Annotated in this window: 10 protein-coding genes; 6 read left to right on the forward strand and 4 right to left on the reverse strand. The window is 72.8% G+C overall.

Annotated elements, in window-relative coordinates; genetic code table 11:
* Positions 1-69 precede the first annotated feature (69 nt).
* Positions 70-1,698: a family 20 glycosylhydrolase gene (locus ACFVDP_RS04845; protein WP_383483243.1), complete on the reverse strand. Its 1,629-nt coding sequence runs from the start codon at positions 1,696-1,698 to the stop codon at positions 70-72.
* A gap of 212 nt (positions 1,699-1,910) precedes the next feature.
* Between ACFVDP_RS04845 and ACFVDP_RS04850 the strand changes: the two genes are divergently transcribed.
* Positions 1,911-3,194 carry a glycoside hydrolase family 1 protein gene (locus tag ACFVDP_RS04850; protein WP_383483246.1) on the forward strand — a complete coding sequence of 428 codons (1,284 nt, stop codon included), beginning with the start codon at positions 1,911-1,913 and terminating at the stop codon, positions 3,192-3,194.
* A gap of 10 nt (positions 3,195-3,204) precedes the next feature.
* Positions 3,205-3,789, forward strand: a complete 585-nt coding sequence (locus ACFVDP_RS04855; protein WP_383483249.1) for a TetR/AcrR family transcriptional regulator — start codon at positions 3,205-3,207, stop codon at positions 3,787-3,789.
* Positions 3,790-3,873: 84 nt separating this feature from the next.
* Here the strand turns inward: ACFVDP_RS04855 and ACFVDP_RS04860 are convergent, their stop codons facing one another.
* A complete protein-coding gene (locus ACFVDP_RS04860) occupies positions 3,874-6,201 on the reverse strand; it encodes a glycoside hydrolase family 3 C-terminal domain-containing protein (protein ID WP_383483252.1) in 2,328 nt (775 codons plus the stop codon).
* Between the two features lie 219 nt (positions 6,202-6,420).
* Between ACFVDP_RS04860 and ACFVDP_RS04865 the strand changes: the two genes are divergently transcribed.
* The gene (locus tag ACFVDP_RS04865; RefSeq protein WP_383483255.1) at positions 6,421-7,302 is read left to right on the forward strand and encodes an SGNH/GDSL hydrolase family protein; all 882 of its coding nucleotides are present in this window, start codon (positions 6,421-6,423) and stop codon (positions 7,300-7,302) included.
* Here ACFVDP_RS04865 and ACFVDP_RS04870 read toward each other — a convergent pair.
* Positions 7,292-7,945 (reverse strand): TetR/AcrR family transcriptional regulator, encoded by a 654-nt coding sequence (locus ACFVDP_RS04870; RefSeq protein ID WP_383483257.1) that lies wholly within the window; start codon positions 7,943-7,945, stop codon positions 7,292-7,294. The genes ACFVDP_RS04865 and ACFVDP_RS04870 overlap by 11 nt on opposite strands.
* Positions 7,946-8,219: 274 nt before the next feature.
* On the opposite strand from ACFVDP_RS04870, the gene ACFVDP_RS04875 reads away from it, so the two are divergent.
* From ACFVDP_RS04875 to ACFVDP_RS04885, 3 genes are read left to right on the forward strand one after another with little or no spacing between them, the layout of a single operon-like run.
* Entirely contained in the window at positions 8,220-9,161 is a 942-nt protein-coding gene (locus tag ACFVDP_RS04875; protein ID WP_383483260.1) for an ABC transporter permease, read from the forward strand.
* Positions 9,158-10,954 (forward strand): dipeptide/oligopeptide/nickel ABC transporter permease/ATP-binding protein, encoded by a 1,797-nt coding sequence (locus ACFVDP_RS04880; protein ID WP_383483263.1) that lies wholly within the window; start codon positions 9,158-9,160, stop codon positions 10,952-10,954. Before ACFVDP_RS04875 ends, ACFVDP_RS04880 begins: the two co-directional genes overlap by 4 nt.
* Positions 10,951-11,793: an ATP-binding cassette domain-containing protein gene (locus ACFVDP_RS04885; RefSeq protein ID WP_383483266.1), complete on the forward strand. Its 843-nt coding sequence runs from the start codon at positions 10,951-10,953 to the stop codon at positions 11,791-11,793. The genes ACFVDP_RS04880 and ACFVDP_RS04885 overlap by 4 nt, the downstream gene beginning before the upstream one ends.
* 60 nt (positions 11,794-11,853) lie before the next feature.
* Here the strand turns inward: ACFVDP_RS04885 and ACFVDP_RS04890 are convergent, their stop codons facing one another.
* Entirely contained in the window at positions 11,854-15,180 is a 3,327-nt protein-coding gene (locus tag ACFVDP_RS04890; protein ID WP_383483269.1) for a S8 family serine peptidase, read from the reverse strand.
* Positions 15,181-15,333 lie beyond the last annotated feature (153 nt).

Below are 15,333 nucleotides of genomic sequence, written 5' to 3' on the forward strand. Positions count from 1 at the left end.
TGTGCCCCCGGCCTTCCCGCCGGGGGCACACGCATCAGCCGTCAGCCGTGGAGTTCGAATCGCTCGCGGCTACCGCCGAGCATGTTCTCCCGTCCAGGGCACGTCGGTCGTCGGGGCGTACGGCAGCCCGCGCTCGGCCCACCAGCGGGCGTGCGCGGCCAGCCGGTCCCGGTGGTCCGACCAGAGCGGCGCCCGCCCCGACCAGGCGACTTCGGCGACGCCCGCGAGCCTGGGCAGCAGCAGGGTGGAGATGTCCTCGAAACCGGTCATCTCCTCGGCGAACAGCGTGGCCTCGACCCCGGCGACCCGGTCCGCGGGAATGCCGTGCGCGGCGGGATCCCACTGTGCGGTGTACGCGGTACTGCGCGGCCGGTAAGTGGCGAAGCCCAAGTCCCCCAGAGTGGGCCGGAGTTCGTCGGGCAGCGTCTCGGGGGCATAGCGGCGGTCGAGGTAGAGATGGGACTGCGGGGAGAGCAGCACCTGGCCACCGCCGTCGAGGATGCGCCGCACGTCGTGATCGGTGGGCCCGAAGAAGCGCTTCAGCGCTCCGAAGAATTCGAGGCCGTGCCCGGAGGCGGCCAGATGGGGGCTGGCGCGCAGTTCCTCCGGGGTGTCGGGCAGGTCCATCATCGCGACGTCCACCCAGTGCTGCAGGATGTCCCCCGGCTCGATCCCGGCGCGCGACGCCTCCTGCCAGGCGACCGGCCGCTTGCCGAACTCCCTCACCAGAGAGCGCAGTTCGGTGACGGCGTGGGCGAACGCGGTGTCGGTGATGCCGAGTGCCTCGTCTCCCCCGATGTGGACGAAGGGCCCGTCGGTCAGCGCGCAGACCTCGGCCAGGACGGTGGACACGGCGGCGCGGGTGGCGCCGTCGGCGAGGTCGAGCGGCGGTGTGAACGGGAAGCGGCCGCGCAGGCCCTCGGGCGCCGGGGCCGGCGGCAGGCCGGGCAGGGCTCGGCGCAGCGCGGCGCAGTGGCCCGGCAGGTCGATCTCGGGGATCAGGGTGATGTGCCGGGCGGCGGCGTAGGACTGGAGGTCCCGGTATTCGTCGACCGTGTAGTAGTCCCGGTCGCGCCCGGAGCGCTGCGGGGTGAGCCCCGGGAGGCCGGGGATCTGCAGGCGCCAGCCCTCGTTGTCGGTCAGGTGCAGGTGCAGGACGTTGAGCCGGTACAGCGCGGCGACGTCGATGAGCCGGCGCAGGTCGGCCGGTGGCAGGAAGGTCCGTGCCGGGTCGAGCATCAGCCCTCGCCAGGCGAAGTGCGGTCCGTCGCGCAGCTGTTGGTGCGGCAGCGGCTCGCCGGGCGGGGTGGTGATCAGAAGCTGCGCGGCGGCGGTCGCGGCCCGCAGGGCACCGGCCGGGGTGCGGGCGCGGCAGACGATGCCGGTGTCGTCGACGGTGAGGGCGTACGACTCGTCGGGCGGCGCGCTCTCGCCGATCGGCGCGACACCGACGGGCCGCCTCGGTTCGTCGGGTGCGTCCTCGTCCGTCAGCAGCAGCACGGGGCCGTGGGCCTGGTCCGCCCCGCCCCGCACGGACAGGCGACCGCCGAGATGCGGGGCGAGCAGGTCCCGTACCGTCTCGGCCGCGGTCCGGAATCCGGGCGCGGAAGCCGAGATGCGCCAGGGCGTCCCGGCGGGTGGGCGCAACGCGCCCGGGCCCCGGTGCGCGACGGCGGGTCGGGGGATGAGAGCGGGCAAGACAACCTCCCTCGGGCCGGGGCCCGAAGGCGCCCCGGCTGGTTCGTCGGGCGCGGCGGAGCGTGCTCGCGGGCGGGGTGCCTTCTGGTCCGGCACTCCTCGTCACCGCTTCCGCCCGATGCCGCCCACCTGTACGCTAACACGAAAACCGATCAATGAACGTTTTTGGCGGGAGGGGCGGCACAGGCCGCTCCCGCGAGAGGAGCGACTCCATGGCGGTGCCCAAGACCGGGACCGAACTCGTCCTGCCCGAGGGCTTCTTGATGGGCGCGGCGACCTCCGCGCATCAGGTCGAAGGGAACAACGTCGCCAGTGACTGGTGGGCCCTGGAGAACGCGCCGGAGACGTTCGTCGAGGTGCCGAGCGGAGACGCGGCGGACAGCTACCACCGCTGGCCGCAGGACATGGACCTGTTGCGTGAACTCGGCTTCAACGCCTATCGGTTCAGCATCGAGTGGGCCCGCGTCGAGCCGGAGCCGGGCCGCGTCTCGCGGGCCGCGCTGGCCCACTACCGCGCCATGGTGGAGGGCGCCCTCGCACGGGGCCTGACACCGGTGGTGACCCTGCACCACTTCTCCTCGCCCCGCTGGTTCAGCGAGCGCGGCGGCTGGCGGGCCCCGGACGCAGCGGAGTTGTTCGCCGGCTACACCAGCACCGTGCTGGAGATCCTGGGCGGCGCGACCCGCATCGCCACGCTGAACGAGCCCAACATGGTCGCCCTGATGTACGCGCTGCGCCGGTACGCCGCCGAACACGGCTGGTCGGCGCTCGCGCAGAGCCGCGCCGAGGGCGGCGCCGCGTTCAGCCCCGCGCTGATCAGCCCCGACGAGGTCGTCACGCGGACCCTGATCGAGGCGCACCAGCGGTCCCGCGACGTGCTGCGCGGGGCCGGCGGGGGCTTCGAGGTGGGCTGGACGGTGGCCAACCAGGTCTACCACGCCGAGCCCGGCGCCGAGGAGGTGGCGGCGGCCTACGCCAGGCCCCGCGAGGAGGTGTTCCTTGAGGCCGCACGCGGTGACGACTGGATCGGCGTGCAGGCGTACACCCGGCACCGCGTCGGCCCGGACGGTCCGCTGCCCGTCCCGGACGGCGCGCCCACGACGCTGACCGGCTGGGAGGTCTATCCCGAGGCGCTCGGCGAGGCGGTCGCCCACACGGTCGAGGTGACCGGCGCCGACGTGCCGATCGTGGTCACGGAGAACGGCATCGCCACCGGTGACGACGGAGCGCGCATCGCCTACACCCACCGCGCCCTCGCCTCGCTGGCCGAGCAGATGCGGCGCGGCGCGGACGTGCGCGGCTACTTCCACTGGAGCGCTCTGGACAACTACGAATGGGGCACCTTCCGCCCCACGTTCGGACTGATCGGCGTCGACCCCGTCACCTTCGCCCGTACTCCGAAGCCGTCGGCACGCTGGCTGGGCGCGCTGGCCGCGGCGGGGCGCATCCCCGACGCGGCGGGCGCCGACCGGCCGGTGCCGTCGGCCGCACGTTAGGGTGGCGCGCATGGCGAAACGGGGTCCTTACGAAAAGGGCGAGGCCAAGCGCAAGGAGATCCTGGAGGCGGCGCTCGACATCTTCGCGGCCGAGGGGTACCGGGGTACCTCGTTGCGCAAGGTCGCGGCGCGGTGCAACATCAGCCTGCCCGGCCTGATGCACTACTTCGACTCCAAGGAGGACCTGCTCACGCAGGTCCTGCGGATGCGGGACGAGACGGCACGGGTGCGCCAGGAGCAGCGCACCGAGCCGGACCGCTACCGGGAGATCATCCGGGAGGGCGCCGCGACCCCCGGACTCGTCGAACTCTTCGTGTCCATGGCCGCGGCGGCGAGCGATCCGGCGCATCCCGCGCACGCGCACTTCGCCGAGCGCTACCCGCTCATGCGGTCCCAGGTCACCGACTGGCTGCGCAGGCGTCTCGACACGACGCCGATGCGCTCCGACATCCCGCCGGAGCGCCTGGCGGCCCTGCTGATCGCGGTCGTCGACGGCATCCAGCTGCAATGGCTCGTGGACCGCTCGGTGGACATGGAGCAGACGATGGACGATGCCGTCGCCCTGCTGCTGCCGCCGGACGCGGCGGGCGACTGACACACCGGTGACACAAGGAGGGCAGGGGCCCGTGGCCCCTGCCCTCTCCCGCTCTCTCGCGCGCCGGTTGTCTCCGGCCGCCGGTCACCCCGCCGCTGTGGGCGTCCCGTCGGCCGTCGGGGCCATGGCCATCCGGTCCACCAGCTCCGCCAGCCCGTCCGGGCCGAGCGGGCTCTGCGGGAACTCGGCGATCACGTCGAGCGGGATGCCGGCCAGGAAGCGGCGCATGACCGGATCGTCCAGCGCCGCCGACGCCGCACCGGCGCCCCGTCCGGCGGCGAACGCCTCGGCCAGGGCCGGACCGCCGGCGGGATGCGCGTACCACTCGGCGAGTGTGTTCCGGCCCGTCAGCGTCAGCCGGGACGGGTCGCCCCGGACCTCCAGCGCGGCCGACAGGCGGATGTCGCGGGACGAGGCGCCCACGTCGACGCGCCAGGTGCCGCCCTCGACGCGCCAGCCGGCCTCGCGTTCGCTGTAGTGGGCGAAGTCGTCCCGCGCCAGGGTCACCGTGACGTCCCGCTCCTCGCCCGGGGCGAGTTCGACGCCGGCGAAGCCACGCAGTTCCCGCTCGGGGCGGACGACCGTGGAGCCTTCGGGGCCGTGCAGATAGACCTGGACGACCTCGCGTCCGGCACGGGTGCCGGTGTTGGCCACGGTCACGGTGACCTGCGCCTGCGGTGCGTCGGGGCGCCACGTCACCCGCAGGTCCCGGTGCTCGAACGTGGTGTAGGACAGGCCGTGGCCGAACGGGAAGGCGACCGGGGTGCGCCGGGCGTCGTGGCCGCGGTAGCCGACGAAGAGTCCCTCCCCGTACCGCACCCGGCCCTCCTCGCCGGGGAACGACAGGTGTGACGGGGTGTCCTCCAGACGCACCGGGACCGTCTCGGCGAGCCGGCCGCGGGGCTCTGCCGCGCCCAGCAGGACGCGGGCGATCGCCCGGCCGCCGCCCTGGCCGAGGAGCGAGGCGTCCAGCAGCGCGGGCACCGCCTCCTGCCAGGGCGCCGTGCACACCACACCCCCGTGGGCGAGTACGACGACGAGCCGGCTCTGGACGGCCACGAGCCGCTCCAGCAGGTCGAGTTGGGCTGCCGGGAGGGAGAGGTGGGCGCGGTCGAAGCCCTCCGACTCGTCCTGCGCCGGCAGGCCCAGGAAGACCACGGCCGTCGCGCTGCGGGCGGCCAGGGCCACGGCCTCGTCGGCCACCCCGTCGGGCGCCGCGCCGTCCGCGGGCCCGGACGATTCGGCTCCGGGCAGCCGGTATCCGGCGGCGAAGGCGACGTCCGCGCCCGGGGACGCCTCGCGCAGCGCGTCGAGGGGCGTGTCGAGCCGGGCAGGGGTGACCTGCGAGCTGCCGGCCCCCTGGTAGCGAGGGGTGCGGGCGAGTTCACCGATCACCGCGAGCGGTCCGTCCGCGGTGTCGAGCGGCAGCAGCCCGCCGTCGTTCTTCAGCAGGACGATGGAGCGCTCGGCGGCCTCCCGGGCCAGGGCGTGATGGTCGTCGAACAGCGCCTCGTCGGGCGCGGCCGGCGCCGGGGAACCGGCTTCGGTGACCCGGCGGGCGAGCAGCTCGACGCGCTCCACTGTCGTGCGCAGGGTCGCGGCCGGGACCCTGCCGTCCTCGACCGCGGCGACCACCTCCCGGTCGGTGCGGCCGCCGGTGCCCGGCATCTGGAGGTCGAGGCCGGCCAGCAGGGCCGCGACCCGGTCGCGCACGGCTCCCCAGTCGGAGACCACCACCCCGTCGAAACCCCACTCGTCACGCAGGATCGAGGTGAGCAGGCGTTCGTTCTCGCACAGCGGTACGCCGTTCACCGCGTTGTAGGCGGCCATCACCGTCCATGGCCGGTCGCGGCGCACGATGCGCTCGAAGGCCCTCAAGTACATCTCGCGCAGGGGCCGTTCGTCGATGTCGGCGCTGACCCGCATGCGATCGGTCTCCTGGTTGTTCGCCGCGAAGTGCTTCAGGGACGCGGCCACCCCCGAGCGTTGCAGTCCGCGCACCATGGCGCCGCCCAACTCGGCGGTGAGGTGCGGGTCTTCGGAGAAGTACTCGAAGTTCCGGCCGCACAGCGGTGACCGCTTGAGGTTGATCCCGGGCCCGAGGACGACGTGGATCCCGAACGCGCGGGCCTCGGCGGCGATCGCGGCGGCCACCCGTTCCGCCAGCCCGGGGTCCCAGCTGTTGCCCAGGGCCACGGCGGGCGGGAAGCAGGTGGCCGGGGCGGCGCTGCGCAGGTCGGTCTGGCCGCCGTCCCCCGCGTTCTTGGGCAGGCGCAGGCCGTGCGGCCCGTCGGACATGCGCAGGGCGGGGACCCCCGGCGCCTCTTGCGTGGTGAAGTCACCGTCGCCGCTGGTCAGCGCGGCCTGCTGGGCGAGCGGGAGAAGCGAAGCGGCGGGGGATCGATCAGCCATCGGACCTGCTCTGCTCGGGGTCGGGGCGCGGCTGCGCCGGTACGCGAAAAACGTAAAGTGATCGGTTTTCACGTGTCAAGTGACCGGTTTCCAGGCGTCACGGACGGACGGTGGCACTGTCGCGAGCATTGACGCGCAGAAACCGTGCAGCGTACGGTTTTCGCGTCCCGGACCTCTCACGGCCCGTGACCTTCCGCTTTCAGGAGAAGAGGTACGGCCATGACGCTGCACCACCCGCCCGCTCCCGCCCGCGCCGCACTGGCCGCCGCAGGTGCGGTGGCACTGTTCCTGACCCTGGCCCAGCCGGCCGGGGCGACGCCCGGCACGACAGGGGACCTGCAGGAGCACTATGTGGCGCTCGGCGACTCCTACAGCTCCGGCCTGGGCATCCCCACACAGACGGACGCCGACTGCGGCCGCTCGGACAGCGATTACCCCTCGCTGGTGGCCGGGGCCCTGAACGTGGCCGACTTCACCGACGTGACCTGCGCCGGGGCGACGACCGCCGACATGACGCAGCCTCAGGACTCGGCGCCCCCGCAACTGGACGCACTGCGCCCCGACACCACGCTGGTCACGCTCGGCGTCGGCGGGAACGATCTCGACCTGACCGGAGTCGTCACGCAGTGCGTCCTCGTGGGCTATCTCGCCCCGAACGGCGCCCCCTGCAAGCTCAGTTACACACCGCTGGGCAGCGACATCATCGGCAACCGGATCAAGGACGTGGGCTCCAGGATCGACGCGGTCCTCAAGGAGATCCACGTCCGGTCGCCCCGGGCGCGAGTGCTCGTCGTCGGCTATCCCGGCATCGTCCCGGACGACGGCAGCGCCTGCCGGGACCTGATCCCGTTCGCCACGGGCGACTTCCCCTGGTTCCGCGACAAGGAGAAGCAGCTCAACTCCCTGCTCGCCGAGCAGGCGGGCGGGAACGACGCGGGCTACGTCGACCTCTACGGACCGTCCGTCGGACACGACGCCTGCCAGTCGGAGGGCGTGCGCTGGATCGAACCGCAGGACACCGAGCAGGCGGCGGGCTTCCACCCCAACGCGGCGGGCCACCGCAGCGCGGCCGGGCAGGTCCTCGCCGCGCTCAGCCGGTGACCGGACCGGTGGTGGCACGGTGAGCGGGGCGCAGCCCGTACAGGGCGAGGAACTCCTCGACGCGGCGACGCATCGGGACGCGGTCGGGCTCCAGCACCCACTGCGTCTGCAGGCCGTCCATGAGGGCCAGCAACTGCTGCGCCACGGCCTCGGGTTCGGCCGCCACGGGCGGGTCCGCCTCGCGGAGCGCGGCGGCGAGCAGGGTACCCAGCTCGCGGCGCAGCACCTGGTAGCGGCGCACGAAGTACGCGTGGGCGGGGTGATCGGGGGCCGCGGCCTCCGCCACCACCTTCGTGTACAGGGCGACAAGACCCGGTGTGCGGCTGTTGCGTTCGGTCAGATCGACCACGCTCCAGAAGCGCTCGGCGGCCGAGACCGCCGTGGGCTCCGCGGCATCCCCCGGCTCCAGCAGGCCGGGGAACAGCCACGCCGCGTCCTCGCGGTCGCGGATGCTGAGCACTTCGAGCAGCAGCGATTCCTTGCCCGGGAAGTGGTGCAGCAGGCCGGCGTGCGTCATGCCGGCCTGCGCGGCGATCTCGCGCAGCGACACCGCGTTGAAGCCGGAGCGGGCGAACAGGGTGCTCGCCGCCTCCAGGATGCGGGCGCGGGTGCGCTCCCCCTTCGTGCCTGCCGGACGGCTCAACGTCGGCTCCTCGCCCAGAGATCGGGGCCGCCGCCATCGCCGCGCCGGAGGCCTTGGTGGCCATGAACCTACCAACCGGTCAAAAAGTTCACCGCGAAACCTACCAACTGGTTAATTCTGTGGGTAGGGTCGCCGTCGGCTTCGTGTCCCGCGGTCTGGCGACCGGCGACGAAGTCCCTTCCCACCGCCGCCGGTTCCGCGCCCGTCCACCGGGCCGCCCGTCCGCACGCGGCACCCACCGGCCCTCTGGCCACCGGACCTGGACGCCGAGACCATGCTGACCTTCATCATCCGGAGAATCGCCGCGGGAGCCGTCCTCCTGCTGGTCATATCCCTCCTGTCGTATCTGCTCCTTTCGATCCCCCACAACGATGTGGGCCGCCAACTCCTCGGCCAGTCCGCCGCGCAGTCCGCCGTCGACGCCAAGAACACCTCGCTCGGCCTGGACCGCCCGGTCCTCGCGCAGTACACGGACTGGCTCTCCCACGCGGTGCGCGGCGACTTCGGCGCGTCCTGGTTCACCAGTGAGGACGTGACCCAGGCCGTCGCGGGCCGGCTGCCCGTGACCCTGAGCCTGATGCTCGGTGTCACCCTCGTCACCGCCGTCGCCTCCTTCCTCCTGGGAACGTGGGCGGGGGTGCGACGCGGCGCCGTCGACCGCTTCCTGCAGATCGCGGCCGTCGCCGGATACGCGCTGCCCGGCTTCCTGGTGACGCTGGTCCTGGTCCTGGTGTTCGCGGTGAACCTGAACTGGTTCCCGGCGATCGGCTACACCGCGCTCGGCGACTCACCGACCGGCTGGCTGTCCACCATCACCCTGCCCGTGCTCGCCCTCTCCGTGTCCTCCGTCGCCGGCGTCTCCCAGCAGGTGCGCGGCGCCGTCATCGACGTACTGCGCCAGGACTACGTCCGCACCCTGCGCGCCCGCGGCCTGTCCGCCCGCAGCATCGTGTTCCGGCACGTCCTGCGCAACGCCTCGGCGCCCGCCCTGTCCCTGCTCGGCATGCAGTTCGTCGGACTGCTCGGCGGCGCGGTCCTCGTGGAGCAGATCTTCGGGCTGCCCGGCATCGGCAGCATGACCGTCGCCTACACCACCCGCGGCGACATCCCGGTGATCATGGCGCTGGTCATGCTCACCGTCATCGGCGTCGTCCTGATCAACCTGGCCGTCGACATCCTGATCGGCTGGCTCAACCCGAAAGCGAGAGTGGCATGAGCCGGACCGTCCGCACGGCCGAACCTCCGCGGCCCGAGGCCCCCGCGGCACGGCGCCGCGGCACGGTGGGCAGGCTGCTGCGCAACCCGCTGGGCGCGCTGTCGCTGACCGTTCTCGCCGTGATCGTCCTCGCCGCGCTCCTCGCGCCCGTGCTCGCCCCGCAGTCCGCGACGGCCTCGTCCCTGGCGGACGCCTTCGCGGCGCCGGGCGGCGCCCACCCGCTCGGCGCGGACTCCGCCGGGCGCGACATCCTCTCCCGCATCCTGTACGGCGGCCGCAACACGCTGGCCGGCGCGCTCATCGCCGTCGGGATCGCTCTGCTCCTCGGCGTCCCCACCGGGCTGTTCGCCGGCTACCGCGGGGGCGCCTTCGACGCCGTCGCCGCCTGGGTCGTCAACCTGGTGATGGCCCTGCCCGCCATGGTCGTCCTGCTCGCCTCGCGGGCGATCCTGGGCCCGAACGTCTGGGTCCTCATGGTCGTCCTCGGGGTGCTGGTCGCGCCGGGCTTCTTCCGCCTCGTCCGTGGCGTCGTCGCCGACGTCCGGGGCGAGTTGTACGTGGACGCCGCCCGCATCTCCGGGCTGTCCGACACCCGGATCGTGGCCCGGCACATCCTCGTCGTGGTGCGCGGTCCCGTGATCATCCAGGTCGCCCTCGTCGCGGGCATCGCCATCGGGCTGCAGGCCGGCCTCGAATTCCTGGGCGTGGGCAGCGGTGCCACGGCCACCTGGGGCGCCATGCTCAACGAGGCGTTCCAGAACATCCAGCGCGAGCCCGCGCTCCTGCTCTGGCCCGGCCTCGCGCTCGGCCTGACCAGCAGCGCGCTCGTCCTGCTCGCCGCGGCGCTGCGCGACTGCCTGGAGGACCGCGGCGGGGTCCCGGCCCGGGCTCCCCGGCGGCGGACCACGGCCACGGCCCGTACGGCACCGGACCCGTCCGACGACCGGACGCCGCGCGCCGACCTGCTGTCCGTACGCGCCCTGAGCGTCGCCTACGCGCAGCCCGACGGGCAGGACAGGACCGTCGTGCACGGCGTGGACCTCGACGTGCGGCCCGGCCAGATCGTCGGTCTCGTCGGCGAGTCGGGCTCCGGCAAGACGCAGACCGCGTTCTCCGTGCTCGGCATCCTCCCCGAGGGCGGGCGCGTCAGTTCCGGTTCGATCCTGGTCGACGGCCACGAGGTCGTCGGCCTGGCCGAGCGCGCGCACCGCACCCTGCGCGGCCGCACCGTCGCGTACGTGCCGCAGGAGCCGATGAGCAACCTCGACCCGGCCTTCACCGTCGGCAGCCAGCTCGCGGAACCGCTGCGCGGTGTCCTCGGCCTGTCCCGGCGGGAGGCCGCCGAGCGGGCCCTCGAACTCCTCGACCTGGTCGAGATCCCGGACCCGCGCCAGGTGGCCCGCCGCTATCCGCACGAGATCTCCGGAGGCATGGCGCAGCGGGTCCTGATCGCCGGCGCCATGTCCTGCGACCCGAAACTCCTGATCGCGGACGAGCCGACCACCGCGCTCGACGTACGCGTCCAGGCGGAGATCCTCGATCTGCTCCGGCGGCTCCAGGAGGAACGCGGCCTCGGGGTCCTCCTCGTCACCCACAACCTCGGCGTCGTCGCCGACCTGTGCGACCGGGTGGCCGTCATGAACGGCGGCCGCATCGTCGAGACCGGCCCGACCGCCGAGCTGCTCGGCGGTCCGCACGACCCCTACACCCGTACGCTGCTCGGCGCCGTCCTGGACAAGGAGCCGGCCCGCGCGCCCTGGCAGCCGCGCACGGCAAGGAGCGCCACCGCATGAAGAGCACGGCCCAGAGCCCACAGCCCCTGCTCCGTCTGGAACAGGTCCGCGTCTCGTTCGCCGGGCGCGGTCTGCGCGCCCGGCGCACCGAGATCCTCAAGGGCGTCGACCTCGACGTCCGGCCCGGCGAAACCCTCGGCCTGGTCGGTGAGTCCGGCTCGGGCAAGACGACCATCGGCCGCGCGATCCTCGGTCTCGTCCCGCTCTCCGGGGGCCGCGTCACCTTCGACGGGGAGCGCATCGATCACTTGTCGCGGGCCCGCAGGCGCGCCCTCAGCCGGGACATCCAGGTCGTCTTCCAGGACCCGTACACCTCACTGAACCCGGCCCTCACCATCGGCGACACCCTCGCCGAGCCCCTGGTCGCCCAAGGGCTCGGTGCCGGCGCGGCCCGGGAGCGCGTCCGTGCTCTGCTCGACCGTGTCCACCTGCCCGCCGACGCCGCCGGACGGCTGCCCCGCGAATTCTCCGGGGGCCAGCGCCAGCGCGTCGCCATCGCGCGCGCCCTGGCCCTCGAACCGCGCTTCATCGTCTGCGACGAGCCGGTCTCCGCGCTGGACCTCACCACGCAGCGCACCATCCTGGACCTGCTCCTGGAGATCCAGGAGGCCACCGACGTCGCCTACTTGTTCGTCTCCCACGATCTGTCGGTCGTACGTCTCATGAGCCACCGCGTCGCCGTCATCCGCCACGGCGAGATCGTCGAGACCGGCGAGACCGACCCCCTCACCAGCTCCCCCGGGCATCCCTACACCCGCTCGCTCCTGCTCGCGTCGCCCGTCGCCGATGTCGCCGCCCAGCGCGAGCGCAGAGCGCTGCGGCACAACAGCACGGCGTGAAGCCGTCCCACCGCCGTCGTCCGGGCCGCGGCCGTGGCCCCGGCCCGGACGACGGACGGGTCAGCGCCCGAGGAACGCGTGGTGCACGGTCACCTCCGACGTGTTGCCCTGCCGGTCGACGACCTCGCCGCGCAGCGCGACCCCCTTGCCCTTGGCGGGGGCCTTCAGGGACGCCTTGCCGTGCTTCACGGTGAGCTTCTGCCAGGTGGCGCCGTCGTCGTACGACGCCTGAACCGTCAGGGACTTGAGGTTGTCACCGGCGGCGGCGCCCTGCACCTCCAGCGGCATGGAGAGCTTCTTACCGGCCTTCGCCTGCGAGCTCAGGTCGAGGTCGGGGTGGAAGCGGACCACGGAGGCGGGCACGGTCTTGTCCCCGTCCTTCGAGCGGAAGGTCCAGCTGACGTCGATCGCGTTGCCGACAGCGGCGATCTTCGGGTCCCGGGTCAGTGACGTGCTGAGCGTGTACTCGCTGTCCTCGGCCGGCACCGCGAACGAGGCGAAGTCCAGGTCGTCGTCGGTGTCGGCGACCTTCTCGCCGTCGCGGTAGAGGGTGGTGTGCGACGACGTCAGCTCGGGGCTCGCCTCGTGACCCTGGCCGTCGGAGAACAGACTCAGGAACGCGTAGAGCGTGTTCTGCGAACGCGTCACGTTCTGCAGGGCCTCGTCGTCGATGACCGGTCCGACGACACCGGTGTTGTAGTTCTTCTCGTACGTCCGGCCCGCGCGGAAGGTCGCGAAGTTCTCGTGGTAGCCGACATCGGTCAGCCGCCAGCCGTTGGGCAGGGTGTCGCCCAGCTGCTCCATGTAGGTGCTCCACCGCACGTCGTCGGCCGTGGACACGTACATCCGTTGCCGTCCCGGGGTCTCCAGGGGCATCCGGCCCGCGGTGAAGCCGATGAGGCCGTCCTTGATCGAGCCGATCATGCCGAGGTACGCGTCCTTGCCGGGCGCCAGCTCACCGAGACCCATCTTCACCTCGGCGAGGTCGCGCCGCTTCGCGTGCCGGGTGAAGCCGGTCGCCATGCGTGTCACCGGACCGCCGTACACCAAGGTGTACTGCGTGTCGTCGCCCTTGGTGAAGGCCGCGTCCCACAGCTGCTGGAGGGAACCGTCGGTGATCTCCGGACCGAGGTGCGCGGCACGGAAGTTCTTGTACGAGGTCAGCTGCCACCCGAACTGCCGGGTGCTGTAACCCACCTTGATCCCGTAGACCATGTACGCCTGCGCGTCCGTGACCTTCTTCGCGGGGACGGTGATGTCGACCGGCTTGGCGGTGCGGGCGTCCAGGGTGACCTTCTGGTCCTTGTCGTCCACGACGAGCTTCGGCTGCGCGATCCAGTCGGCGCCCTTCGTGCTGTCGGCGCGGTCGGCGAGGATCAGGCCCTGCACGGTGTACTCGCCGATCGGCAGGCGCACCTTCGTCGCGTCGCTGTTCTCGTCGAACGCGAACGACTGCCCGGCGGCCTCGCCGGTCAGGCCCTCGATGTACGTCTGGAAGTGCGCGGCGGGCTTGCCGTCACGGCCGATGTGGCTCAGGTCGACCTGGTACGAGGCGACTTCACGCTTCACGGCGAACGCGCTGCGGACGCTCTGCTCGGCGCCCGCGGCGACGACAGCGCCCGTGTACTGGCCGTCGGGGCCGTCCACCTTGGTGTCGGCCGCGACCGTGACGTCGGCCGTCTTGCCGGCCGGCACGGTGACCTTGGCCGGGCTGACCGTGAACATGCCGTCGGGGGCGGCCTTGCCGTCCGCCGAGGTGCCGCTCGCGGTGAGGTCGAGGGTGACGTCGGAGGTGCCCGTGTTGCGGTAGGTCAGGGTGCGGGTGATCGGCTGGTCGTCGTCGTGCGGCCAGGCGGCCGTGCCGAGGTTCAGCGAGGTCTGCTCGGCGTACACGCCGGTCTTGATGGCGTGGTCGACCTGGATGCGGCCGGAGCCCTGCTCGAACGCGCCGAAGCCGGTGTCCTTGGTGGACGCGGTGAGTACGCCCTTGAGCTGCGCGGCCTTCCAGTCCGGGTGCTGCTGCTTCAACAGGGCCGCGGAGCCCGCGACATGGGGTGTCGCCATGGACGTACCGGAGATGGTGACGTAGCCCTCGGGGTTCTCGCCCACCTCCCCCGCGATGACGCTGCCCGGCGAGGAGGCGGCGGTGATGTCGACGCCCGGCGCGGTCACGTCCGGCTTGATCGCGCCGTCGCCGAGGCGCGGGCCGCGGCTGGAGAAGTCGGCCGTCTTGTCGTCGCTGTCGACGGCGCCCACCGTGAGCGCGCTGTCCGCGGAGCCCGGGGTGCCGACGGTGCTGTCGCCCGGGCCCTCGTTGCCGGCGGCGACGGCGAAGAGGACGCCGTCGCTCTCGCTGTAGCGGTTGACGGTCTCCTCGAGCGGGTCGAGGTCCGGGGTGTCGGTGCCGCCCAGGCTCATGTTGACGACGTCGGCGCCCTGCGCCACGGACCAGTCGATGCCCGCGATGATGTCGGAGTCGGCGCCGCTGCCGGTGTCGTCGAGGACCTTCGCGGCGATGATGCTCGCCCCGGGGGCGACGCCCTTGTACTTGCCGCCGGACTTCGCGCCGGACCCGGCGATGGTGGAGGCCACGTGCGTGCCGTGGCCCTGGTGGTCCACGTCGTCCGGCGAGGTGGAGAAGTTCTTCGCGGCGACGACCTTGCCGGCCAGGTCGGGGTGGTCCGCGTAGACGCCGGTGTCGACGACGGCGACCTTCACGCCCTTGCCGTCGTATCCGGCCTGCCAGGCGGCGGGGGCGCCGATCTGGGGGACGCTGACGTCGAGTTGGGCCCTGACCGGTGCGTCCAGCCAGACGTGGTCGACGCCCTGGGCCGCGGTGGTCCGGCTGACATCGTTGTCCGACCGGGTGAGGGACTTCCACAGGGCGGGCAGGTCGTCGGGGGTCGCCGTGAGGGCCTGGGCGTTGAGGGCCTTGAGGCCGCGGTGGACCGTGGCGCCCGTGTCCTGGACGCCGGCGCGGGCGTCGGCGGCGCCGCCCTGGTAGCCGACGATGACCTTGAGCCCGTTCTTGTACAGCTTGCGGGCGGCGGCGGTGTTCAGCTGCCCGATGTCGAAGAGCCGCTTGTCGAGGGTGCCGTCGGAGATCAGCCGCTGGGCGTCGAGGGGAACGACCAGGGACCGCTTGCCGTCGTTCTCGACGTGCACGGGTATGTTCGCGCGGCCGGCGGCCGGGGTGAAGCCGGTGACCTTGCCGTCCGTGACCTGGACGACGTCTCCGGTGATCAACTGGACCCGGTGCTGGGCCGGTTGCTTCTTGGCCGGTGCGGCGGGCCCGGCGGTGGCCGGGACGGCGGCGGTCGCGGTCGCCGCGACGACCGCGGTGGCGGCCAGCGCGACGAGGCCGGGTCTGGTGACGAGTCTGCGCACGGGGTTCCTTAGGTGGGAGCAGGGACGACGGTGGTGCTCGACGCGCGCGCGGGGTGTCCGGCGCGCGTCGGGTTCGGGGGGCGGGGGGGGGGAGGCGCGCAGCGGGCGCGAACAACAGCGACAAAGGGGAGATATGGGGAGGCGAGCTGCCGA

The organism is Streptomyces sp. NPDC057694, assembly GCF_042799415.1.
GTDB lineage: Bacteria > Actinomycetota > Actinomycetes > Streptomycetales > Streptomycetaceae > Streptomyces.